This is a genomic window from Tenacibaculum singaporense (assembly GCF_003867015.1).
Lineage (GTDB): Bacteria > Bacteroidota > Bacteroidia > Flavobacteriales > Flavobacteriaceae > Polaribacter > Polaribacter singaporensis.
Map to the genome: position 1 here is coordinate 2,791,636 of NZ_CP032548.1, position 24,633 is coordinate 2,816,268.

21 protein-coding genes are annotated in these 24,633 nt (G+C 33.2%); 5 read left to right on the plus strand and 16 right to left on the minus strand.

Annotated features, from left to right (window positions below; translation table 11 throughout):
• Nucleotides 1–33 precede the first annotated feature (33 nt).
• Complete coding sequence (locus tag D6T69_RS12375) at nt 34–1,431, plus strand: TolC family protein (protein WP_125068021.1); 1,398 nt, start codon at nt 34–36, stop codon at nt 1,429–1,431.
• Here the strand turns inward: D6T69_RS12375 and D6T69_RS12380 are convergent.
• The 11 genes from D6T69_RS12380 to kynU all read right to left on the minus strand — a co-directional run bounded on the left by D6T69_RS12380 (nt 1,426) and on the right by kynU (nt 11,577).
• Nucleotides 1,426–2,529: a hypothetical protein gene (locus D6T69_RS12380; protein WP_125068022.1), complete on the minus strand. Its 1,104-nt coding sequence runs from the start codon at nt 2,527–2,529 to the stop codon at nt 1,426–1,428. The genes D6T69_RS12375 and D6T69_RS12380 overlap by 6 nt on opposite strands.
• Nucleotides 2,530–3,615 carry an amidohydrolase family protein gene (locus D6T69_RS12385; protein WP_125068023.1) on the minus strand — a complete coding sequence of 362 codons (1,086 nt, stop codon included), beginning with the start codon at nt 3,613–3,615 and terminating at the stop codon, nt 2,530–2,532. It abuts the gene before it with no gap.
• Nucleotides 3,616–3,636: 21 nt separating this feature from the next.
• Nucleotides 3,637–4,164, minus strand: coding sequence for a 3-hydroxyanthranilate 3,4-dioxygenase (locus D6T69_RS12390; RefSeq protein WP_047789336.1), 528 nt, complete (start codon nt 4,162–4,164; stop codon nt 3,637–3,639).
• Nucleotides 4,165–4,246: 82 nt separating this feature from the next.
• A complete protein-coding gene (locus D6T69_RS12395; RefSeq protein ID WP_125068024.1) occupies nt 4,247–5,023 on the minus strand; it encodes an SDR family oxidoreductase in 777 nt (258 codons plus the stop codon).
• 1 nt (nt 5,024) lies between these two features.
• Nucleotides 5,025–5,243 (minus strand): DUF6500 family protein, encoded by a 219-nt coding sequence (locus D6T69_RS12400; RefSeq protein ID WP_120187375.1) that lies wholly within the window; start codon nt 5,241–5,243, stop codon nt 5,025–5,027.
• On the minus strand, nt 5,236–6,678 hold the full coding sequence (locus D6T69_RS12405) for an aldehyde dehydrogenase (RefSeq protein WP_125068025.1): 1,443 nt from the start codon (nt 6,676–6,678) through the stop codon (nt 5,236–5,238). Before D6T69_RS12405 ends, D6T69_RS12400 begins: the two co-directional genes overlap by 8 nt.
• Before the next feature lie 51 nt (nt 6,679–6,729).
• Nucleotides 6,730–7,143 (minus strand): RidA family protein, encoded by a 414-nt coding sequence (locus D6T69_RS12410; RefSeq protein ID WP_206197816.1) that lies wholly within the window; start codon nt 7,141–7,143, stop codon nt 6,730–6,732.
• A 65-nt stretch (nt 7,144–7,208) separates the two neighbouring features.
• Nucleotides 7,209–7,730: a DUF1697 domain-containing protein gene (locus D6T69_RS12415; protein WP_125068027.1), complete on the minus strand. Its 522-nt coding sequence runs from the start codon at nt 7,728–7,730 to the stop codon at nt 7,209–7,211.
• Complete coding sequence (locus tag D6T69_RS12420) at nt 7,731–9,125, minus strand: FAD-dependent oxidoreductase (protein ID WP_125068028.1); 1,395 nt, start codon at nt 9,123–9,125, stop codon at nt 7,731–7,733. It lies immediately after the preceding gene.
• Complete coding sequence (locus tag D6T69_RS12425; RefSeq protein ID WP_125068029.1) at nt 9,118–10,317, minus strand: S41 family peptidase; 1,200 nt, start codon at nt 10,315–10,317, stop codon at nt 9,118–9,120. Before D6T69_RS12425 ends, D6T69_RS12420 begins: the two co-directional genes overlap by 8 nt.
• Nucleotides 10,318–11,577, minus strand: a complete 1,260-nt coding sequence (kynU, locus tag D6T69_RS12430) for a kynureninase (protein ID WP_125068030.1) — start codon at nt 11,575–11,577, stop codon at nt 10,318–10,320.
• Nucleotides 11,578–11,724: 147 nt separating this feature from the next.
• On the opposite strand from kynU, the gene D6T69_RS12435 reads away from it, so the two are divergent.
• Nucleotides 11,725–12,501, plus strand: a complete 777-nt coding sequence (locus tag D6T69_RS12435) for an IclR family transcriptional regulator (protein ID WP_125068031.1) — start codon at nt 11,725–11,727, stop codon at nt 12,499–12,501.
• A gap of 52 nt (nt 12,502–12,553) precedes the next feature.
• Here D6T69_RS12435 and D6T69_RS12440 read toward each other — a convergent pair whose 3' ends face one another.
• From D6T69_RS12440 to D6T69_RS12450, 3 genes are all read right to left on the minus strand, one after another.
• Nucleotides 12,554–13,006, minus strand: a complete 453-nt coding sequence (locus D6T69_RS12440; RefSeq protein ID WP_125068032.1) for a hypothetical protein — start codon at nt 13,004–13,006, stop codon at nt 12,554–12,556.
• Nucleotides 12,975–14,867, minus strand: coding sequence for a phosphoglycerate dehydrogenase (gene serA / locus D6T69_RS12445; RefSeq protein ID WP_125068033.1), 1,893 nt, complete (start codon nt 14,865–14,867; stop codon nt 12,975–12,977). The genes D6T69_RS12440 and serA overlap by 32 nt, the downstream gene beginning before the upstream one ends.
• A 169-nt stretch (nt 14,868–15,036) precedes the next feature.
• Nucleotides 15,037–15,846, minus strand: coding sequence for a UbiA prenyltransferase family protein (locus tag D6T69_RS12450; RefSeq protein ID WP_125068034.1), 810 nt, complete (start codon nt 15,844–15,846; stop codon nt 15,037–15,039).
• Nucleotides 15,847–15,977: 131 nt separating this feature from the next.
• Between D6T69_RS12450 and gcvP the strand changes: the two genes are divergently transcribed.
• The 3 genes from gcvP (at nt 15,978) to D6T69_RS12460 (ending at nt 20,481) form a co-directional block, all read left to right on the plus strand.
• A complete protein-coding gene (gcvP, locus tag D6T69_RS12455) occupies nt 15,978–18,833 on the plus strand; it encodes an aminomethyl-transferring glycine dehydrogenase (RefSeq protein ID WP_125068035.1) in 2,856 nt (951 codons plus the stop codon).
• Between the two features lie 171 nt (nt 18,834–19,004).
• Entirely contained in the window at nt 19,005–19,127 is a 123-nt protein-coding gene (locus tag D6T69_RS16190; protein ID WP_262706660.1) for a hypothetical protein, read from the plus strand.
• A gap of 484 nt (nt 19,128–19,611) precedes the next feature.
• Nucleotides 19,612–20,481 (plus strand): M90 family metallopeptidase, encoded by an 870-nt coding sequence (locus D6T69_RS12460; protein WP_125068036.1) that lies wholly within the window; start codon nt 19,612–19,614, stop codon nt 20,479–20,481.
• Nucleotides 20,482–20,992: 511 nt separating this feature from the next.
• On the opposite strand, the gene D6T69_RS12465 is transcribed toward D6T69_RS12460, so the two are convergent.
• Both D6T69_RS12465 and D6T69_RS12470 read right to left on the minus strand, forming a co-directional pair.
• The gene (locus D6T69_RS12465) at nt 20,993–22,708 is read right to left on the minus strand and encodes a hypothetical protein (protein WP_125068037.1); all 1,716 of its coding nucleotides are present in this window, start codon (nt 22,706–22,708) and stop codon (nt 20,993–20,995) included.
• A gap of 32 nt (nt 22,709–22,740) precedes the next feature.
• Nucleotides 22,741–24,375: an ABC-F family ATP-binding cassette domain-containing protein gene (locus D6T69_RS12470; protein ID WP_125068038.1), complete on the minus strand. Its 1,635-nt coding sequence runs from the start codon at nt 24,373–24,375 to the stop codon at nt 22,741–22,743.
• Nucleotides 24,376–24,633 lie beyond the last annotated feature (258 nt).

Below are 24,633 nucleotides of genomic sequence, written 5' to 3' on the forward strand. Positions count from 1 at the left end.
AAAACACTTAGTAAAACAATAAAAAATAAATAGATGAAAAGGTTAAGTATCCTTTTTTTGTTACTAAGCTTTATAGCTACAGCACAAGATAATTTAAGTACTCAACTTAGTTTAGAAGAGTATTTAGGGTATGTAAAAAAATATCATCCTGTTATAAAGCAAGCCGAACTTATTACAAGTACCAATGAGGCTAAATTATTAAAAGCTAGAGGTAGTTTCGATCCTAAAATAGAAGTAGATTACGACAGAAAAGAATTTAAAGGCAAAGACTATTACAAAAAGTTAAATTCAACCTTTAAAATTCCGACTTGGTATGGAATAGAGCTAAAAGGTAGTTATGAAAATAATTCTGGTCAATATTTAAACCCTGAACATAATACTCCAGAAAATGGCTTATATAACGTTGGCATATCAGTTTCTCTGGCTAAAAACTTATTTATTAACAAAAGGATAGCTACTTTAAAACAAGCTAAACTCTATACTCAACAAGGTGAATTAGAACAACAGCTATTAGTTAATGATATTTTGTTTGAAGCTATAAACACATACTTAAATTGGTTACAATACTACCAGAGCTACAATGTTTACAAAGATTATTACACCAATGCTGATACCAGACTAAAAAATATAAGGAAAAGCTTTAAAGCCGGTGATAAACCAGCTATCGACACTTTAGAAGCAAATATCAATTTAAAAAACAGAAAATTAGACCTAGAAAAAGCGAATATTAAATACATTAAATCTAAGTTAGAACTTTCTAACTATTTATGGATTGGTAACAATATTCCTATGGAAATAAAAGAAGAAATAGTTCCTGACGTTACTACTTTTTCTAATATTGATACTATTCTAAATACTTCAGTAACCACCTTATTTGATAATGAGTTTGAAAACCATCCTAAATTAAAGTTACTGGAGTTAAAGAAAAGAAACCTAGAAATAAATAAGCAACTAAAAGTAAACAACCTATTACCTAAAGTAGATTTCCAGTATAACTTTCTTGCTTCAAAAGTGGATAATTTTGATGCTTTTAGCACTGCTAACTATAAAAATTCTCTTCAAGTTAGCATTCCTCTTTTTCTTCGTAAATCTAGAGGAGATTTAAAACTTGCTAAGCTAAAATTACAAGATATCGACTTTGAAATTGCATCAACTAAAGTCTCTTTACAAAACAAAATAACGGCTACCGAGCAAGAAATTACATCATATAAAAAGCAAAATGATATTTTAAAAAATCTTGTAAACGATTATAATACAATTGTAAAAAGTGAAGAACGTAAGTTTTCTTTGGGTGAGAGTTCTATTTTTCTAATTAATTATAGAGAAGTAAAATTAATAGAAAGTAAATTGAAAGAAATTAAAAACGAATACGAATATGCTAAAACAAAGGGTAAACTTGTAAAACTATTAGGTAAATTAAATAGTTTATAACTGTTGTTTATACTCTTCTAACAAGGCTTCATCAATAATTATATGCTCAGGAAGAATTCGCAAACGATATTTACTTTCACCTATAAATGTAATAAGGTCTTTACGCTCTAATTTTTCTTCTTCTGTATTCAAAATTGAATTTATATTATCTATAATTCTAGTAACATAGGTTTGACTTTTAATATCACCTCCTGAATTAACTATAATTGATTGCTTTTCTGCCTCTAAAAACTTTCTTCTATAAGCAAATGTTAGTAGGTTTTTGTATTGAGTTGTTTTTGATCCAAAATCTATTTTAGCATTGACTATTCCTTTAGATGGAATGGTGAGTTTTATCAGTGACCAGTCTAAAAACTGAATTTTCATTTCATTAGGTTTTGGCGTATGAGCCAGTTGTATTACCCAGCTTGTTGCCAACACTAAAAAAACCGATATCAATGATGTTTTGGCTATAACCCTAATTAATTGATTAGTGAATTCATTATCAAAACCAATTAAAACATCTGATAATTGAGATACGAACAACAATACAATTGCTATAACCGATATAAAAGCTACCAACTTTAAGTCTCTATACATAAAAGTTCTATAAAAAGAAACTCCCATTAAAAAACATAAAAAAGTTGTTAGCAAAACATCAGGAAGCGCTGCTATCTTTATTCCGTAATAAAAATCATTACCATACAAAAAAGAGAATGATAAAGTTATGGAAGCCACAATAACAATTATTATTGCTATAACTTTTACATTCTTTTCATTTCTATAAATAAACTTTGGGGCATCATACACATAATAAAGTGCCATTAACCAAAATAAGTTATTTACTGTAGATAAAATGTTTATTCCAATCTGATGAATTGTTGTTTTTTCAAAAGTGAAATAACTTGCAGAAAGTGCCCAAATACCAGAAACCACCCAAACCAACATACCAAAGCTGAAATACAACAAGCCTTTATCAACTCTTTTTATTGAATTTCCTTCTTCTAAAACTTCTTTAAATCGCTTTGTAATATTATAGTAGATTGCTAATAATAACACAGCTCCAATAAAAGAAATACACGTATGTAATAGGTTATGAAACTGTGTTACTCCAGTCATTTATTGTAAAATTTTAGATACTAAATCTTTTTTCGCTTTTTTATCATCTCCAAACAACCACTGTAATACATTATCCTCCCACATTTCGTCTTTCTCTTGCTCATTAATAATGTTTCTATCAATAGCTAAATCTAAAATTTTCCCTGGATATGATGACTGAATTTCACTCTCCATCTCTCCTAATGGATAAGGATCATCCAACCCTATCAATACTTGTTTTGATCCTTGGTTTTTAATTAACAAATCTAACGAACCTGTATCGTGTACTAATGTATCAAAGAAGATATTTTTATGTCCTACAGCTTTACGAGGATGTTGTTTTCCTTCAAACAAATCAGGTCTACCATCAAACCCTTGAATACGACGTCCTAAATTCATTTGCGCTAACTGACCTCCATGCGCAAAACAAACTCGCATATTAGGATACTTTTCATAATATCCGTTTAATGTTAAAAAGTGATAAGCATCTGCACATTGTGCCAACATCCAAATTAAGTGGAAACGCCAACTTGTATTTTGTAGTTTGATGAATTTCTCTCCGTCATACGGGTGAATTTCAACCGCTAAATTGTATTTATCTGCTAACTCAAAAATAGGTTCATTTTCCTCATCAAAAATACATCGCCATGTACCAATAGTATCCATATAGTGTGTTGGCAAACACAACAAACGCATCCCTAACACCTCAACACATCGCTCTATCTCCCATAAAGCTCCACGAACAAATCCTGGATGCACCACAAATCCACAAGTAAATTTACCTGGATTATCGTGCTGAACACGTGCGTTAAAATCGTTTTGGAAACGTAAGGCTTGCTTCATTTCTTCTAAACGCAACCCGTTTCCGTATAACTGAGATAAGTTTAACACTACTGCATGATCGATTTTAAAATGCTCCATCCATGCTAGTTTTTCATCTAAAAAGAAACTAGAATCTGTTACTGGTCGACTCCAATCTTTTTGTAGCATGAACTTTCTGTCCTTATCAACCCAAAAAATCCCTTTGTCCTTCATAAACTGCGGAATTTGCTCTGGGTAAGGTAACAAGTGTGAATGTCCGTTTATTCTTAGTTTTCGTTTTGTCATGTTATTTTTCTATTGCAAAATTTATGCTTTGTTTGGTGCTTCCATCACAGTACCACATTTATCACAAGTACATTTCTCTTTATCAGAATAGTACTTATCAAAAATTATTGGCATATCCGTTTCAATATTATCTAAAGCAAATTCTTCTCTGTATAATTGATGTCCACAATTTTCACAGTACCACTCTAAAGCATCCATCATTCCTTCATCACGTGGATATTCAATAACCAAACCTACCGTATTCGCTTTACGTTGTGGTGAGTGCGGCACCTTTCCTGGTAACAAATAAATATCTCCTTCATTAATTTCAACATCAATCATTTCTCCTTTGTCGTCTATGATTTTCAACACCATATCTCCTTCTAATTGATAGAAAAACTCTGGTGTTTCGTTGTAATGGTAATCCTTACGATTGTTAGGACCTCCAACAACCATTACGATATATTCACCATTATCCCACACTTGTTTATTTCCTACTGGTGGTTTTAATAAATGACGATTTTCATCAATCCACTTCTTGAAATTTAAAGGTTGTACTAACTTGCTCATTTTATTTAGGTTTTTAGGCTTTTAGATTGTTTTAAAGATACTTAAATAGTCTTGTTTCTAAAAGTCTTCATTCTTGATTCTTTTATAATGATTTTGTTCTACCTCCGTCAACAGGAACATTAATTCCATTGATAAAGCTTGCTCTTTCACTTGCTAAAAACACAATAGCATCGGCTACTTCTTCAGGTTTTGCGAAACGTTTAGCCGGTGATGCATTCTTCATCATTTCTGCAACTTCTTCAACAGTTTTACCTGTTTTTGCAGCTTTATTATTGATAATTTCTGTCAAACGCTCTGTGGCTGTAGCCCCAGGTAATACATTATTTACCGTAACTCCGAATTGTCCTAACTCATTCGCTAAGGTTTTACTCCAATTGGCAACCGCACCTCGAATGGTATTCGAAACTCCTAAGCCATCTAATGGTTGTTTTACTGATGTAGAGATCACATTAATTACTCTACCATAGCCTTCCTCTTTCATAAATGGAACTACCGCTTGCACCAATACATGATTGCATTTTAAATGCATGGTAAAAGCGCGTTCGAATTCTTCTAACTCGGCATTGAATACAGGACCTCCTGCTGGTCCTCCTGTATTATTCACCAAAATATGAAACTGTAAGTTAGTCACTTCTAATTTCTCTTTTAAATCTGCTGGATTGGTGAAATCAGCTACCAAGTACCCATGATTTTGCTTATTGTTTGGTAATTCTGCCAACACAGCTTTTAGCTTTTCTTCACTACGAGCTACCAAAGTAACATTTACTCCCTCTTGAGCTAATTGTATTGCTGCCGCTTTTCCTATTCCTTGTGTGCTACCACATACCAAGGCGTTTTTATGTTGTATCTCTAAATTCATTTTATTCGTTATTCTGAATCATTTGTTTAATCTTAACCGCTTTCTCAAAATGATCTAATTGATGTGTCTGAATCCACCAAGTAGCTACTTCCATCAGTACTTTCGGATTGTCATTTTTATTTTTGAAAAATGCATAGAACGAAAGCCCTACATTTTCTCCTTTTTTAGCAATTTTCTCTTCACAAACAGCAATTATTTTTTCCTTTATTTCCTTATTCATATTTTATACAAACATTTTTTGGTTCTGTAAAAAAACGTAATGCTTCAAAACCTCCTTCGCGCCCTACTCCACTCGCTTTTTGACCTCCAAAAGGAGTCCTTAAATCACGTAACAACCAAGTATTTACCCAAACAATTCCTGTATGTAATTCTTTAGATAATCGCATGGTTCTTGTCAAATTGTTTGTCCATAGTGTTGATGACAATCCATACACCACATCATTAGCTAATTGTAAAGCTTCTTCTTCTGTTTTAAAAGACATTAAGGTTACTACTGGTCCAAAAATTTCTTCTTGATTTAATCTACACTGATTACTAGAAACCTCAATAATAGTAGGCTCTAAATAATATCCATTCTCACAATTCTTGACAGTGACTCTGTCACCTCCGTATAAAATCTTCCCTCCTTCTTGTTCCGCAATATCTATGTATGATTTTACCTTTTCTAAATGTGGTTTCGACACCAAGGCTCCAATATTTGTATCTTCATCAAAAGGATTTCCTATTTTTAATTGCGATACTTTTTGAACAAAATCTTTTTTGAATTGCTCGTAAATACTTTCCTCTACAAAAATTCTACTTCCACATAAGCATATCTGACCTTGATTTGCAAATGAAGAGCGAACTGTAGTCGCTAACATATTCTCATAATCGCAATCGGCGAAAATGATGTTTGGATTTTTACCTCCTAACTCTAATGACAACTTCTTAAACATAGGTGCTGCTGTACGAGCTATGTGTGCTCCTGTAGCAGTTCCTCCTGTAAATGAAATTGCTTTAATGTCTGGATGCTCAATAATGGCTTGTCCTGTGGTAGTTCCTAATCCATGAACAATGTTTAATACCCCTTTAGGCAAACCTGCTTCATTACAAATTTCACCTAATAAATAGGCTGTCATTGGTGTTACTTCACTAGGTTTTGCTACTACACAATTCCCTGCTGCTATTGCTGGGGCAATCTTCCAAGTGAACAAATACAATGGTAAATTCCAAGGTGAGATACATCCTACTACTCCAATAGGCTGACGCAAAGTAAAATTCATCGCTCCTAAGCCTACACTTTCATGAGCTTCAGATGAAAATTGTGTAATTGCATCTGCAAAGTATTGAAAATTAGATGATGCTCTCGGAATATCAATCGCTGTAGCTAAACTTAATGGCTTTCCATTATCCTTTGCCTCTGCTTTTGCTAGTTCAGGTAATCTCTGTTGAATTAACTGTGCTATTTTAGAAAGAATATCTCTACGTTCGTTTAAGGTAGTATTCGACCAAGCAGGAAAAGCTTCCTTCGCTGCTTTATAAGCTAATTCTACATCTTCAGTAGTAGAATTAGGAATTTGACCATATACTTCACCTATAGATGGATTATAATTATCTATAAATCCTCCTTTGATTGGATTAACGAATTCTCCGTTTATGTAATTTTTAATGTTCATTTCATTCACAGATTAAAAAGTTAAGACTCTTTTGTCTTGGTTCTAGTGTCTTTACTCTTGCTTCTTATACGCCACCACTTTAATTTCAATCAATAAATGAGGGTGTGGTAATTGATGTACAGCAACCGTAGTTCTCGTTGGTCCATTATAATCAAAATATTCAGCATATACCTGATTATACCCTCCAAAATCATTCATATTCACCAAGAATGAAGTTACATCTACAATATCAGATAAATCAGCTCCAACTTCTTGTAAGATATCACGAATGTTTTCTATTACCGCTCGGGTTTGCTTTTTAATATCTAAGTTGGTAGTTCCAAACTCATCTACCTCAACTCCTTCAAAAGAATTGTCAGGTCTTCGAGAACTTGTACCTGATACATAAATAAAATCTCCTACTTGTTTTACATGTGGAAATTTTCCTCTTGGTATCGCTTTTCCTTTGATTACTTTACTGTCCATATTTTTTATTTTTTGCTTCCAAACACGTTTTACACGAGATTTCTCCCTTTGGTCGAAATGATGCTTTATGAAGTTGCTAATTCTAATAGTTTTTTCGTTGTTTTTAAATTACGTGTGGTTGCTGTTGCCTTCAACTTCTTTTCGATTACACTGTTTGTCAGTTTAGTTTTTCCAAAACCAGACGGACAAAGCAAATACACCACATCATCAACTATTTTATATTCGTCTTCGTTAATTCCCTTAACTTCAATAACTGATTCTTTAGTTACTCTATCTAAAAAAGTAAAAGCTACTATTTTTTCATTCTCTTGTGAAAACGGATAGCTTTCTAGTGTACTTTTCCATTCCTCTGGTGTCCTAGCCAGTACAGGTAGATCATATCCAAATTTAGCAGCAATCGCTTCTTTAATTTTCTGACAAACGACTTCTTTTGTTTCTTTAGATTCTAAAATAATATTACCACTTTGAATATAGGTTTGTACATTTTGAAACCCTAATTCATTTAACATATCACGCAACTCTGCCATCGGAAGCTTGTTTTTTCCCGAAACATTGATTCCTCTTAGTAATATTATATATCTATTCATTTATAGTCCCGCTATTTTATCCTCTTCTAAAATTTCATTAGTTTCTTCTTGCACCTTTTTTAATACCTCATTCAAATCGGTGATTACATCTAAATCGTGATGAGCCACCATATTCAACAAAGCTTTATCTTGTGCACGTCCTTTTTTCATTGCTTCTGCATACGGAATCTCTTCATTAAAAGTTACCATTGAGTACTTTGAAAAATATTCTGTTGGGAACGTCTTCTCTAAATCCATTTCCAACTTTCTCTTTTGCTTAAATAATGGATTTGCTACATGATCGCGCATTTCGTAAAAATTATCGATAGCTAAATCAGCAATCGCATCGGTATCTTCTTTACGTGCTTTTTCATACGCTTTAAAAGTAGCTTGCCAATCTCCTTCGTGCGTATCAAGAATCCTATCAAATACGGTTACATCTTCAAACGATGCATTCATTCCTTGTCCATAAAACGGAACAATCGCATGTGCTGCATCTCCCATTAATAAAGTTTTGTTTTGATAATGCCAAGGTGAGCATTTTACCGTTCCTAAAGCTCCAGTCGGATTATTAATAAACTCATCTTTAATACTTGGTATCAACGCTAAGGCATCTGAAAATTCTTTTTCAAAAAACTCAGTTACCTTTTCTTCGGAAGTTAAATTATTGAAATTGTATTCCCCTTCATCAAAACTTAAAAACAAGGTTACCGTAAAACTTCCATCTAAGTTCGGCAAAGCGATTAGCATATACTCTCCTCGGGGCCAAATATGCAAATGATCTTTACTTATTTGATGTTTTCCCGACTTGTCTGCAGGAATTTCTAATTCCTTGTATCCGTGTGTCAAGAAATTCTGCGAATAACTGAACAAGAATTTTCTTTCTAAATAGTAGCTTTTTCTCAATGCAGACCCTGCACCATCTGTTCCAAAAATCACATCTCCTTCTACTGAAAACTCTTCCTTCGTATTGTAATTTTTAAAATGCGCTACAGTATTTTCAATATCTACCGAAGTACATTCTGTATTAAAATGAATGCTTACATTTTCATGTGCTTCCGCTTCGTTTAATAAGATTCCGTTTAAGTCTCCTCTTGAAATAGAATTGATGTACTCTCCTTCTCTACCTGAATAATTAGAAACAAACGTATTCCCTTCTCTATCGTGCATTAAACGTCCGTACATCGGAATACAAATTTCCCGCGCTTTTTCTTCCACACCACATAAGCGAAGCGCTTTAAATCCACGATCCGATAATGCTAAGTTGATAGAACGTCCTGCTGAGATATCAGTAACTCTTAAATCTGGACGACTTTCATACATATCCACTTTATATCCTCTTTGTGCTAAACGAAGTGCTAATAAACTTCCGCATAAACCAGCACCTATGATTACTATGTTGTCTTTTTTACTCATTTATTATTTGAATCGCTTTTTTATATGTTTCTTCACTTGTTTTAGTGTGAATTTCAGGAATAAATTTTTCTCTTGGCGTACCGTTTGCATGAAACAGTTTTTCAACAGGAAAACATAAATTGATCTTAGTATTTGGTAATCTATCACATTCAATAGCTCCTAACAGTTTTGCCATCTCTGTTCCCACTACTGTTGCCGACTTTATGTTATCAAAACCTTGTGCGATTGCTTCTCCTACACTTCCTGTCCACCTTCCTGCTAATACAATAACTGGTTTTTTATATGGATTTTTTAAAGGTGTTAATAACTCAATCCAACTTCTTTTTATACCAAACTCTCTTTCTAAACTTACTTTTTCATGTTTTTGATATGGAATTGTTTCCGATATAAACTTTCCCATAATACTTTTTGCTACTTCGGCATTACCTCCACTTGGTGTATCTCTTAAATCTACAATTATCGCTTTGGTATCTCTAAACTCATCTACCTTTTTAGGAAAAGCTTTAATTACCTCATTGTTTCCTAAAGAATTATTTAGCTTTATATACCCTATATTTCCTTTTATAATTCTTGAACTTAAAGTTCCGTTTTCTTTTTTTGAAGCTGTAGGTCTGTTTAGTCTATATTGTTTTTCTTTTCCATTTTCTAGTACTAGAATCACTCTTTCTTCATTATGCTTTCCAGCAAACCATAAATTGGCAAAAAACTCTTTTACGTTGTCTTTTGGGTTTTTAAAAGATTTTGGCAGTACTTCTTCTACTAAATCTTCAATTTTACGGTTGTTGATACGAAGTAATTCATCTCCAACTTTTAATCCTGTTTCTTCAATTTCAAAACCCGATCTAATGTCTGCTATGTAATATTTTCCATCTTTTATTTTTACCCATGCATCAGTTGATGTTGGAATTAGTCGGAATGAAGACTTTAAATTTCGATTAATCCCCGTATGAGGGTCGTATAGTTCGTACGTTATATTCTCTATTAATCTAATAAACTGAGAATCATCCGAAACATTTTCTACCTCTTTTTGATAAATCTTTTTTACCTCATCCCAATTTGTTTGTTTTTGATCAAAGTAAGCGTAGAATCCATCAAACATACTCCACAAATAATCAAAATCTTTTTGATACTTCGTTTGAGCTATACTACTAAAACTACATAGAACTAAAAAAACAATAAATACTTTTTTCATTTATAGCAATGTTTTTAAAATTTCAACCATTCTGTATACATCTTCAAAACTGTTATACATTGGCACTGGTGCACAACGAATTACATCAGGTTCTCTCCAGTCGGTTATAATATTATTTTCGGTTAGTTTTTTGTGTAAACTTTTGTCTGCATTCTTCACTTGAATAGATAATTGACACCCTCTTTCTTTCGGATTAGATGGCGTAATTATTTTAATTCTATCGGTATCAATCTGATTGATTAGATATTCAAAATAGCCTGTTAATTTTTCCGATTTAGCTCTTAGCGCTTCCATTCCTACTTCTTCAAACATATCTAACGAAGCTCTAATGGCTGCCATTGATAAAATAGGTGGATTTGATAACTGCCAACCTTCTGCTCCTGGCATTACGTCAAATGGTTGGCGCATGTTAAAACGAGTTTCTTTGTTATGGTTCCACCAACCTGCAAAACGAGGTAACTCTTTATTATGTGCATGTTTTTCATGTACAAACAATCCTGCTAAACTTCCTGGACCCGAATTCAAATACTTATAAGTACACCAAGCTGCAAAATCTACTCCGCTATCATGTAACTCTGGAGAAATATTTCCCGCACCGTGTGCTAAGTCAATCCCTACCATACAGTTTTTTGCGTGTCCTATTTCTGCAATACGTTTGATATCTAAATACTGTCCTGTATAATAATTCACTCCTCCAATCAACAACAAGGCTATTTCATCGCCTTGTTCATCTACTATTTTCTCTAGATCTTCAATACGTAATAATTCTTCTCCTTTACGAGGTTTCCATTCTATCAATCCTTCTTCTGTATCAAATCCATGAAATTTTAATTGCGATTGTACAGCATATCTGTCCGAAGGAAAAGCATCACTTTCTATAACAATTTTATACTTTGTTTTAGTCGGTTGATAAAACGACACCATTAACAAATGTAAGTTAGTCGTCAGTGTGTTCATCACTACCACTTCTAGCGGTTTAGCACCTACTATTTTCGCCATGGAATTTGTCAAAAATTCGTGATATGGCATCCATGGATTTCGAGCTTCAAAATGCCCTTCTACTCCATATTTTGCCCAATCATCTAACTCTTGTTGAATGTATTGTTGTGTTTGTTTTGGTTGTAGCCCAAGAGAATTTCCTGTAAAATACAACCAGTCATTTCCTTCTGCGTCTTTTGGAATATGAAACTGCGCTCTTAAATGCGCTAAATTATCTTCTTTATCTAGTTGCTGTGCGTAATCGAGTGTTGGTTTATACATGCTTATTATATTTCTAAAAACCATTTCAAAAACACTAAAGATACTTCATTTTTACCTCAAAATAAAACCCAAAGCGTTTCACATAATAAAACGGCGTTTTATAAAACTACATATTTTTATTATATTAGTCAATAATTTTTTGAGAAAATGAATACAGATTCTAAAAATTTAAATCAATCTATTATTAAAGCATTTGCTGTTTTAGACGCTTTTACCAATGATAAAAGAGAATGGGGCGTTAGAGAGTTAGCTACTAAAACAGGCTATAATAAGAGTACCGTATACCGATTATTAAGTACTTTAGTTTCGTTGAATGCTGTGCAACAAAACGACAATGAAAAATACCAACTAGGTAGTAAGCTGTTTGAGTTAGGAAATCGTGTTTCAATCTATAAATCACTAAGAAATTTAACTAATGAACCTATACAGAAGGTAGCTTTAGAAATTCAAGAAACTGTTTTATTAGGTATTTTAAAAGAGCAACAAGTATTACACATTAATAAAGCTGATAGTTTACAAGGACTTAAAATAAGTACTTCTATCGGTTCTTACGCTCCTATTAACGGAAGCGCGATTGGGAAACTACTCTTAGCTTTTTCTTCGTTAGAAAGCCAAGAAGCCTTTCTAAGCTCAACCTCACTACAGTCGTTTACCAAAAGTACCATCACCTCAGTTTCAAAATTCAAAAAGGAATTAGCAAAAATTCAACAGCAAAAATTTGCGTTAGATATTGAAGAATCAGAATTGGGCTTGGTATGTATTGCTATTCCTATTTATAATAAAAAAGGAAAAGTGATTGCAGGAATCAGTGCTTCTGGACCTTCAAGTAGATTTAAAATGGAGAATGTAACAAGTTATATTCAAATTTTACAAAAAGGTTCTACGATAATCGAACGGTTGTTAGAAGATTTTGAAACATTATAAAAACCAAAAAACCTTGAAAATTTTCAAGGCTTCATGGTTAAAAATACCTTAACTATACTTCATATAATTTATTACTCAACTCTTCTTTCATTTCTTCAGGAAATTTATCTATCATTAAATCATCTAGACAAATTTCCATTTTTATTGGATTCTCACCCATACTATCATATAATGAAATCACATATAAACCATATCCAAAACTATTTCTTTTAGGTTCATAATAATATTTTAAATCCAAAAAAACATTTTCAAACTCACTATCAGTTAAACTAAAATAAGAATATCTTTTTTTAATCTTATTATGAGCATTGCTACCCAATAGCAAATTCCCATCTTTATAATTTTCAACTAAAAGATCAACTAAACTTCTAACTGTAGCTTCAGAAGTATTGAAAAATCCCCTAAGCCTTGCATCTTGTGGCAAAAAAGCACCCATTTTTTTATTCAAACCTTTTTTAAAAAATCTCACTAAATCAATACAACACTCTAAACTTAATGGTACCATCCACCTTTTTAAGCTTTGTTATCACTTCCTGGTTATATTCCTTATCTACATCGGTAATCACATATCCAACTTTTTCATCAGTAGAAAGGTATTGTCCTGTAATATTCAATTCATATTTTGCTAACACCTTATTGATTTTCGCCATTACTCCAGGTACGTTTTTATGAATATGTAAAAAACGATGTGCATTTTTATGCTTAGGTAAACGAATATTTGGGAAATTAACCGCATCAACCGTATTCCCTGAATTGATATACGCCATAATTTTGTTAGGAACAAAATCAGCAATATCTTTTTGAGCTTCTTCTGTACTACCTCCCACATGTGGAGTTAAAATCACATTATCTAAGCCTTTTAACTCAGTATAAAACTCACCATTTTTTCTTGGTTCTTCAGGATACACATCTACAGCAGCACCTGCAAGCTTACCAGATTTCAACGCATCTACCAATGCTTCGATATCTACTACAAATCCGCGAGAAAGGTTTACCAAATGCGCTCCATCTTTCATTTCAGCTAACTCTTCCTTTCCTATGTAGTTTTTGTTCGCCGAATTATCATCTACATGTAATGTTACCACATCAGAAATATTCAACAATTCATTCAACGTATTCATTCTAGTGGCATTCCCTAAAGCTAATTTATCTTCCACATCATAATAGTACACGTCCATTCCCAAAGCTTCTGCCAGTACAGATAATTGTTTTCCAATGTTTCCGTATCCAACAATTCCTAGCTTTTTACCACGAACTTCACGTGATCCTTGTGCTGTCTTATTCCATTGACCGTTATGAATTTCTGTACTTCTTTGGAATACACTACGCATTAACATAATGATTTCTCCAATCGCCAATTCAACTACCGAACGTGTATTACTGTATGGCGCATTGAAAACCACCACTCCATTTTCTTTACAAGCTTCTAAATCAATTTGCTTCGTTCCAATACAAAAAGCAGAAACCACCATTAATTTTTCAGCAGCTTCAATTACTTTACGAGTTACTTGTGTTTTAGAACGGATTCCTAACACATGAACATCTTTTAATTTTTCAATCAATTCATCTTCCGATAAACTTCTTGAAACAGTTTCTACAGAAAATCCATCACCTGTTAACTTTGTAAAAGCATCAGGGTGCACGTTTTCTAATAATAATATCTTAATTCTGTTCTTTGGGTATGATAGGTTTCTAGGCAACTTGTTTACGTATAAAAATTCATCTAAATTTGGTGTGATATGGTCGGCATTTGCTATTGTCTTATCTCTCGACACATTTTCTGTATAAGCAAAAAAAGTATCAGCAACACCTGCTTCTTTGGTAACAGCATCACTATAACCATCTCCAATTACTTGTACTTCACCTTCTAAATTTAAGGATTTTAAACAATCTATCTTTCCATTATGTTTAGATAATGGATTTTCAGTATCAAATCCAACAATAACCCCATCTTTATTAAACTCAAAAGTATTTGCGAATACTCTTTCCGACGGAATGTTATACTCAGCAACGATTGGGTCGATAAATTCTTTAAAGCCTGCTGAAATCACATAAATGTTATCAGAAAAGCTTTCAAAAAACTCTTTATTTCTCTCTATAGAAGGAGATACTTTTTGCTTTAGCTCCTTTATTAATAAAGGTAAATCAGACTTTTTTGCACTTAATAACTGAATACGTTTTTCCAAGGACTCAGTAAAAGAAATATCTCCATCAACTCCTTGATTAGTGATATGGATTACCTCTTGAATAATCTCATCTTTTTTCGGACTCCCATTTAAGGTGATTTCGGCTAAAACATCTAATGCTTCCACACTGGTAAGTGTGCTATCGAAATCGAAAACGAAATTTCGTTTTACTAAATTCATGTTACTTAATTTGTGTTTTTGTTGTTGTGTTGTTAAACCAACGAATGTACAAAGGTTTTCTTAAAAACACATATTACAAACCCCTTAAGTTTCAGTTTTTAACTATAAAAAATACGCTACTTACAAGCTATAACTTTTTAAGTTCTAATACTTCTAAAAAACTTCAGTTTTAAACTAACAAAAATAACCACCAAAAAATCGGTATGCCTTCAACCCAAAAAGAGCTATAGTATTTAGACTGATTTGTTTTTACTCTCATCAACAGAAATAGTAATACAGTAAACAATACTAAAAAAACAGTTCGAAAATGAGTATTTGGGCTAATCATAAATTCCAATGCTAAACACAACCCCAACAAAACGACTCCAAACTTTTTAGTATTCTCTATACCTATTTTTTTAGGAATTGTTTGTAAAGAAATAGCATCGTATTGCACATCTCTTATATCAAAAGGAAGAATTAACACTATCACCAATAAAAAACGCTGCATTGCACACAAGTACACCTTAATTGTAAAAGCAATTTCACTGGCATATATAGGTAACAACACTGTAGTTGCAGCCCATACCAAAGCCACTACTATTATTTTTAAATAACCAATACTTCGTAAGTTTTTTTGGAATCCACTTAAAAAAGGTACTGCATATAAAAAAGTTAAAACCCCTAAAGGCACGAAAAACAATAAAGTTCTCAAAGGTAGTAACCATGCATAATAACACATCAGCAAGAAACAAATCAGCGAAAATATTTGAATGATTTGCAAGTTTTTAGTCAAACTTCGATGATGGAGTTTCGCTACTCCTGCATATTTAACAAAATTATACCCAGTAATTGTGGCAAAAAACACAAAAAAACCGAGCGATTCATCATACGAAAAACCAAAGTACAATTCCGTGATTCTAAACAAAGAAATCACCGCTAAGGCTACATGAATACTAGAGTTTATATAAAAATCGAGTACTTTTTTAAAAAGGTTCATCTAACAAAAATAACTTTTCTGTTTATAACCAGCTGTTTTGGTTAATAAAATATTGTTTTTAACAAAAAAATATGTAGTATCAAATCAACCAATTTCACTATTTTTGAGGCACGAAAAACAACAACACAATAATGAACACAAATTCATTTCAACTTAGGCATATAGGTCCTCGTGTTAAAGATCAGGATCAAATGCTTCAAACAATTGGCATTGAGAGTTTAGACCAATTGATTTATGAAACTATTCCCGACGATATTCGTTTACAAAAAGAGCTTGATTTAGCTCCTGCCATGAGCGAATATGAATACCTAAATCACATTAACCAATTAGGTGCAAAAAACAAAGTTTTTAAAAGCTATATAGGTTTAGGATATCACGAAGCTATTTTACCTAGTGTTATCCAACGTAATATTTTAGAAAACCCAGGATGGTATACTGCGTATACCCCTTACCAAGCTGAAATAGCACAAGGACGTTTAGAAGCCTTGTTAAATTACCAAACTATGATTTGTGATTTAACAGGAATGGAGTTAGCTAATGCTTCGTTATTAGATGAAAGTACTGCAGCTGCAGAAGCTATGGCTTTATTATTTGATGTTCGTGAAAGAGCGCAAAAGAAGGCAAACGTAAACAAGTTCTTTGTTTCAGAAGAAATTTTACCACAAACCTTATCAGTATTACAAACACGTGCTATTCCTATCGGAATTGAATTAGTTGTTGGTAACCACGAAGAGTTTAACTTCTCAGAAGAATTCTTTGGTGCTATCGTACAATATCCTGGTAAGCACGGACAAGTATATGATTATACTGATTTCGTTGCTAACTGTAACGCAAACAACATTAAAGTAGCGGTTGCAGCTGATATTTTATCATTAGTAAAATTAAAAGCACCTGCTGAATTTGGTGCTGACGTTGTCGTAGGTACTACACAACGTTTTGGTATTCCTTTAGGATACGGAGGACCTCACGCTGGATATTTTGCTACTAAAGAAGCTTACAAGCGTAGTATACCTGGTCGTATTATTGGAGTTACAAAAGATGTTGACGGTTGTCGTGCGTTACGTATGGCATTACAAACACGTGAACAACACATTAAACGTGAAAAAGCAACTTCAAACATTTGTACTGCACAGGTATTATTAGCAGTTATGGCAGGTATGTATGCTGTATACCACGGTAAAGATGGTTTACAATACATTGCAGATCGTGTACACACTAGCACTACAACCTTAGCAAAAGCGTTAAACGATTTAGGTTTCAAACAAAAAAACAGTGCTTATTTCGATACCATTTTAGTGGAAGTTGAAGCTGACAAGTTACGCCCAGTAGCAGAAGCAAATGGAATCAACTTTAACTACATCGATGCAGAGCATGTTTCAATCTCTGTAAACGAAACAGTAGGTTTAAAAGAAATCAACGAAATTGTTGATTGTTTTGAACAAGCATTCAATATCAAAGATATTTTAGTTACTGAATTTGCAACAACAGATGTAATTCCTGCAGACGTAAAGAGAGCAACCTCTTTCTTAGATAATGACATATTCAATACGTATCAATCAGAAACTGACATGATGCGTTATATTAAAAAATTAGAGCGTAAAGATTTAGCTTTAAATCACTCAATGATTTCTTTAGGGTCTTGTACCATGAAGTTAAATGCTTCTTCTGAAATGTTACCATTGAGCAATCCTCAATGGGGAAATATTCACCCATTTGTACCATTAAATCAAGCAGAAGGGTATCAAATCATGTTAAGTAACCTTGAAAACCAATTAAATGTAATTACTGGTTTTGCAGGTACTTCTTTACAACCTAACTCAGGTGCGCAAGGTGAATTTGCTGGATTAATGACTATTAGAGCCTATCACGAAGCAAATGGAGACACCAACAGAAACATCTGTTTAATTCCTGCATCTGCTCACGGAACGAACCCTGCATCTGCTGTTATGGCGGGTATGAAAGTGGTGGTTACCAAAACTGATGAAAGAGGAAACATCGATGTAGAAGATTTACGTGCTAAAGCTGAAAAACACGCTGATAATTTAGCTGCTTTAATGGTGACTTACCCATCTACTCACGGAGTATTTGAAAAGGCGATTAAAGAAATTACGCAAATTATTCACGATAATGGCGGACAAGTATATATGGATGGTGCAAACATGAACGCACAGGTAGGATTAACAAATCCTGCAACCATTGGTGCTGATGTTTGTCACTTAAACTTACACAAAACATTTGCGATTCCTCATGGTGGTGGTGGACCAGGTGTTGGACCAATTTGTGTAGCTCCTCAATTAGTTCCCTATTTACCTACTAACCCAGTAGTAGCTACTGGTGGTGACAATGCCATTACTGCTATTTCAGCAGCTCCTTGGGGTTCTGCATTGGTATGTTTAATCTCTTACGGATACATTACTATGTTAGGTGCTGACGGATTAACAAATTCTACTAAAAATGCTATTTTAAACGCAAACTATATTAAAGAGCGTTTAAACGGACATTATAGTACTTTATATACAGGTGAAATGAACCGTGCTGCTCACGAAATGATTTTAGACTGTCGTGAGTTTAAACAAAACGGAATTGAAGTTACTGATATTGCGAAACGTTTAATGGACTACGGATTCCACGCGCCTACGGTATCTTTCCCTGTAGCGGGTACAATTATGGTAGAACCAACCGAATCGGAAGGTGTAGCTGAATTAGACCGTTTTTGTGATGCGTTAATCTCTATTAGAAAAGAGATTGCTGAAGCAAGTAGGGAAAACCCTAACAACCCGCTTAAAAATGCACCACATACGCAAGAAATGTTAACTGCTGATGAGTGGGATTTACCATACTCTCGTAAACAAGCAGCATTTCCTTTAGAGTATATTGCAGACAATAAGTTTTGGCCTTCTGTACGTCGTGTAGACGATGCTTTTGGTGACCGTAACTTAATTTGCTCTTGTAATCCTATTGAAGATTATATGGAAGCAGAAGCTTAAAAAGAACATTTATACAAATTCAAAAACCTCATCTTTCTGATGGGGTTTTTTACTTTTATACAACCATAGCTTCTAAGAAAACAAATAGGGTAAAACCGTATTAAAAGTAAGGTTTTCTTGACATTATTTCCTCTCTATTTATTTAATTTTAAATAAATTAAAACTAATATTATGATAGAAAGTATTTTAAACTTAGAAGGAACAACAATTCTTAATCAAACAGCACAGCAATCCATTAATGGTGGTGGAGGTACTTGTGGTTGTGGTGATTGGAATTGTTACCACGTGTGTTAAACATTATCAGCATTTATTTACTCTCTCAAATTATTTCTCTCAATAAATAAAATTTCTTTATTCTATTCGCAATGAGAACTACAGAATGTCATAGCGAGAAAGCTCATAAAATCAAGTCGAAATGAACAATGTGCAATCTTTTGCTCAATACATGATATATAGATTACATCGTTTCACTCGCAATGACAAAACATATAGTCATCTCAAACTGAAGCAACGCGGAATGTGAGAGATCTCAAGAGTGGAAGTTACTCACCTCATGAGATTCCTCACATCCGTTCGGAATGACGTAAAGTTAATTGCAATAATATGTCATTTCGAAGGAGGTACGACTGAGAAATCTTAAGAATAGGAGTTACTCGCCTTGGAAAGATTTAGCTCCGCTGAACCTGACGGTTTCTCCTATCGTCGGAATGACATTTCCACTCTACCCTATTTTTATATATTTGAAAAAAAATTACTAGTAGTCTCAACGCTATTTTAAATGACTTATTTATCTATAATTATACTAGTAGGTATTTTTCTTGTATTCAAAAAAAGCACCTCAACACCAAAGTGGAAACAACCTACAACTCCTTTTCCAAACAAATGGAAAGTTATTTTAACTAAAAAAGTCGCTTTTTACAACGCACTCACTCCTGATGAAAAAGAATTGTTTGAATTCAAAGTTTTTGAATTCCTGTTAAATCATGAAGTTATTGGTGTTGATGTTACAGTTACGATTACGGACAAACTACTAATAGCTTCTAGTGCTGTAATTCCTATTTTTAATTTTCCTGAATGGCGTTATCCTAATATCAAAGAAATCATTTTATACCCTGCTATGTTCAACAAGCATTTTGAAACCGAAGGAGAGAACCGAAGAATTTTAGGAATGGTAGGTAACGGGTATTTAGAAGGAAAAATGGTTTTATCTAAACCCGCTTTACACCTAGGTTTTGAAAATGAAACTGACAAAAAGAATACTGCCATCCATGAATTTGTGCATTTAATTGACAAACTAGATGGAAATATTGATGGAGTTCCGCATGTATTATTAGAAAAACAATATAGCATTCCGTGGGTAGATTTAATCAACAAAAAGATTGAAGAAATTTATAATGACGCTTCTGATATCAATCCGTATGGCGGAACTAACAAAGCGGAATTTTTCTCAGTTGCAAGCGAATACTTTTTTGAGCGTCCGAAATTATTAGCCAGAAAACATCCTGAGCTTTATGCGTTGCTAGAGCAAATCTTTAAACAAGATATGGACGACATGAACCTGCATTTAAAACGTTTGGATATTTCTAGAAACGACCCTTGTCCTTGTGATAGCGGTGTGAAGTATAAAAAATGTTGTGGGATTAACTAAACCGTCTTCTCTACTCGTCATTACGAAGGAGGTTACGACTGAAGTAATCTCTCCATCTACTAGCTGATTGCTTCGTTCCACTCGCAATGAGGATAAATAAACCGTCATTTCGACAGAGCGATTTTATGAGCGACGAGAAATCTCAACAATTGGAGTTACTCACATGAATAAGATTTCTCGTTATCACTCGAAATGACAGTAATCGAGACGTCATAGCGAGGAGGCTCATTGAGCGAAGTCGAAATGAATGACGTGATTATCTTTTGCTCGGTATACGATAAACAGATTGCTTCGTTACACTCGCAATGACGAGACCATGCTGTCATCTCGAACTGGAAAACACGGAATGTTAAAGATCTCAAGAATAGAAATGACTCTCCCTCATAACATTTAGCTCCTCTGAGCCTTTACCCTAAAAAAAGCCTTTGAAGATTCAAAAGCTTTTTTATTTATGTTTAATCAATTTAGTGTTCTAAAATACTGTCTGAGAAAAAATCAGAAAGCATCCTCATTAGAACACTACACCCTCAGCAAATGATAATATATCATTAATATAATCAATGGTTTCATCAATAGTATACTCATCAAAATTTATTCCTCCGTTTTTTATTTCTTTAGAGGTTTCATAATATATAATGTCACTATAATCTTTTAACTCCCTACTAAGTCTTTTTAACCTTGCATATCTATATAATTTCGATAACAATCTTTTATTTAATTCACCATCTCCTTTATAACCTTCTATTGAAAATTGCTTAAGTATATCTGCTGCTTTTTCTATTAAATCTTTAAACAACTTTTTTTCTGCATCAGTAGTTGTATAAAAATCACATATTGTTTTAAAATCAAAATCTGTTAATTTTTCATTAATATGTTTGGTTGGGTACTTATTAAAAAACATTTCACTATCCATTCTATTTGCATAAGAAATCATGTTTTTTAAATTATCATTTTGATAAAACCTCCCTTTTTTTCTTTTTAAATACTTAACTTTTTTAAACAATACATTAAAGTAAGTTTCTGGATTGATAACCACTCCTTCTACACTTGATTTCTTAACGAAATAAGCATCTATAAAATATCTCACATATGTATTTGATTGATGCCCCCAAAACCTATCATTATCACTTGGCTTTAACCCCATGTAATAATTATGTGTTGTTTTATCTCTTTTTTCAGCTTGTGCCTCATAATTATTCAATAAACTTATTCTTCTTTTAAGAAGTCGTTTATTATAAACATAACTTCTCTTATACCTAATCTCTTCTCTTTTAGTTATGTATTCCAATGCCTTTTTATAGTCACTTAACATAAAGTTACATGCTGATAAGTTTGAATAAATTGCCCATTTAATTCTTTTCTCCTTTTTATCCTTCTCTGAAAATCTAGGTAATAATTCTTCAAACTTATTTGCTATATTTTTTACTTCTGCTTTAAAAGTAAGATCATCTGGATCAAGGTTATCATTATTAATTTTCTTTAAATTTTCAACTAATTCATTTACATCATCAGCCCCATACTTTTCTCCTTTAGCAATTCTAAATATATTAACCCCTTCCTCATCAACTGTATAATCTATTTCTTTTATAATTTTTTCTAAAGCATCTATTATCGCTCCATAGTAATAACTTACTGCTGTTGATAAATGGTCATCTTCATTTTTTTTAAATTCACTTACCACCAACTTTTCAGCTTCTAATTTGCTTTCTTTCTCCTTATCTAGTATAGAAATGCTTTTACTTATTTCAATTGTAGTTATTTTTCTTTTTTCTTTATCCAGTATTTCTATCTCAATCTCTATATCACTATTTATTTTTGCAACAAATGTTGATGATTCAGGTTGAAGTTGATTTTTTTTCTTCTCAACTATAGTTTTAACTTGAATATCACTTTTAACCACGTTAAAAACCAAATCTCCTCCTTTATTTACATGCTTAAATTGACGTAAACGAATTCTTTCTAAAAAATCTTTTAATAATGTGTTTTTATAATTTTCAACCTTTCTGGGTGGTTCTACTTTATAAGGCTCTCCTATCAAAACTTCAATTCTTGAATCCGAATTTATGGGTGCTATTGAAAATGTAGATTTTTTTGGAGATATAGTAGTTTTTGGAAACTGCCAACAAGACACATATATTCTTTCTACTTTTGCCTTTTGAGCAAATACAGATACACTAATCATAAAAGCAAAGAGAACCTTTACTAATTGAGTAATTCTTAATTTCATAGTTTTAATTTTTAAAATTTCTACAATAATAATTAATCCAAATCAATTTCCTTTAATGCTTTGATATTATTACGCTCTAAAAACGCATCAATCGTTTCAAAGTGTTCTATGACACGTTGGTCTTTAAACTCAAATACTTTTTGAGACAAGCCTTGTAAGAAATCACGGTCGTGTGATACTAAGATTAATGTTCCGTCGAAGTGTAATAAGGCTTCTTTAATTACTTCTTTCGATTTTAAATCTAAGTGGTTTGTAGGCTCATCTAATATCAACACGTTTACAGGTTCTAACAACAGTTTTACCATTGCTAAACGGGTTTTCTCTCCTCCAGAAAGTACTTTTACTTTCTTTTCTAAATCATCTCCCGAGAACATAAAACGTCCTAATATATTTTTGATTTGCGTTCGAACATCACCTTCGGCAACCTCATCTACGGTTTGGAAAATTGTTAATTCAGGATCTAATAATGATGCTTGATTTTGAGCAAAGTACCCCACTTTAGCGTTGTGTCCTAAACCACATTCACCTTCAAAATCAATTTCTCCCATAATTGCTTTAATCATGGTCGATTTTCCTTCTCCGTTTCTTCCTACAAACGATACTTTTTCTCCACGAGCTATAGAGAAACTTGCCTCTTTAAATACTGTTAAGTCTCCGTATTGCTTCGTCAATCCTTCCACTTTTACAGGATAATCTCCCGAACGTGGTGACGGTGGAAAACGTAATTTTAAGGCTGATGTATCTACCTCATCTATTTCTACAGGAACCAATTTTTCTAACATACGCTCACGTGATGCTACCTGATTCGTTTTTGAATAGGTTCCTTTAAAACGCTCGATAAATGCTTTGGTATCGGCAATAAACTTTTGTTGTTCTTGGTAAGCTTTTAGCTGATGTGCACGACGTTCTTTACGTAACTCTAAATAGTGTGAGTAGTTTGCTTTGTAATCGTGAATAGTCCCCATCGTTACTTCAATGGTACGGTTGGTAATATTATCGATAAACGCTTTATCGTGCGATATTACCACTACCGCCTTGGCTTTGTTTAATAAAAAGTTTTCTAACCAAATTACCGATTCGATATCTACGTGGTTGGTAGGCTCATCTAACAAAATTAAATCGGGTTTTTGCAATAAGATTTTCGCCAGCTCTATACGCATACGCCAACCTCCACTAAACTCTGAGGTTGCTCTTTCAAAATCTTCTTGCTTAAAACCTAATCCTTTTAAAGCTTTCTCTACTTCTGCTTCGTAGTTTATTTCTTCTAACGCGTAGTATTTTTCTCCTAAATCTGATACACGCTCGATGATTTTCATATAATCGTCCGATTCGTAATCGGTACGGGTTTCTAGTTGTTTGTTGAGGTCGTCCATTTCAGCTTTCATAGCAAAAATTGATGCAAATGCTTTAGACGCTTCTTCTTTTACCGTGCAATTGTCTTCCATTAACAAATGCTGAGGTAAGTAAGCGATTACGGTATCTTTCGGGCTGCGAACGCCTCCTTTAGTAGGTTTAGAAACTCCTGCTATAATTTTCATCATGGTGGATTTTCCTGCGCCATTTTTACCCATTAAGGCAATTTTATCGTTCTCGTTTATTACAAACGAAACGTCGCTAAACAGGGCGTTACCACTAAACTCAACCGTTAATTGATCTACCGTAATCATACAAAATATTTTAAGCGGCGAAATTAGCAAAAATGGTGTATACCTTTGATAAAATTTTGGTATAACCTGAGTTTTATAAATTAACTAAAAATCAATAGGGTTCGTGTCGATAGCATGAGGTATGAGTGATGAGACATCTCAACAATAGATGTTACTCACTTTAATGAGATCCCTCTTTTCAATTGGGATGACGCTTTCTAGTGTTCTTTAAAGGTAAAAACCAATACTATATACACCTGCTTACTCATACTACAACTA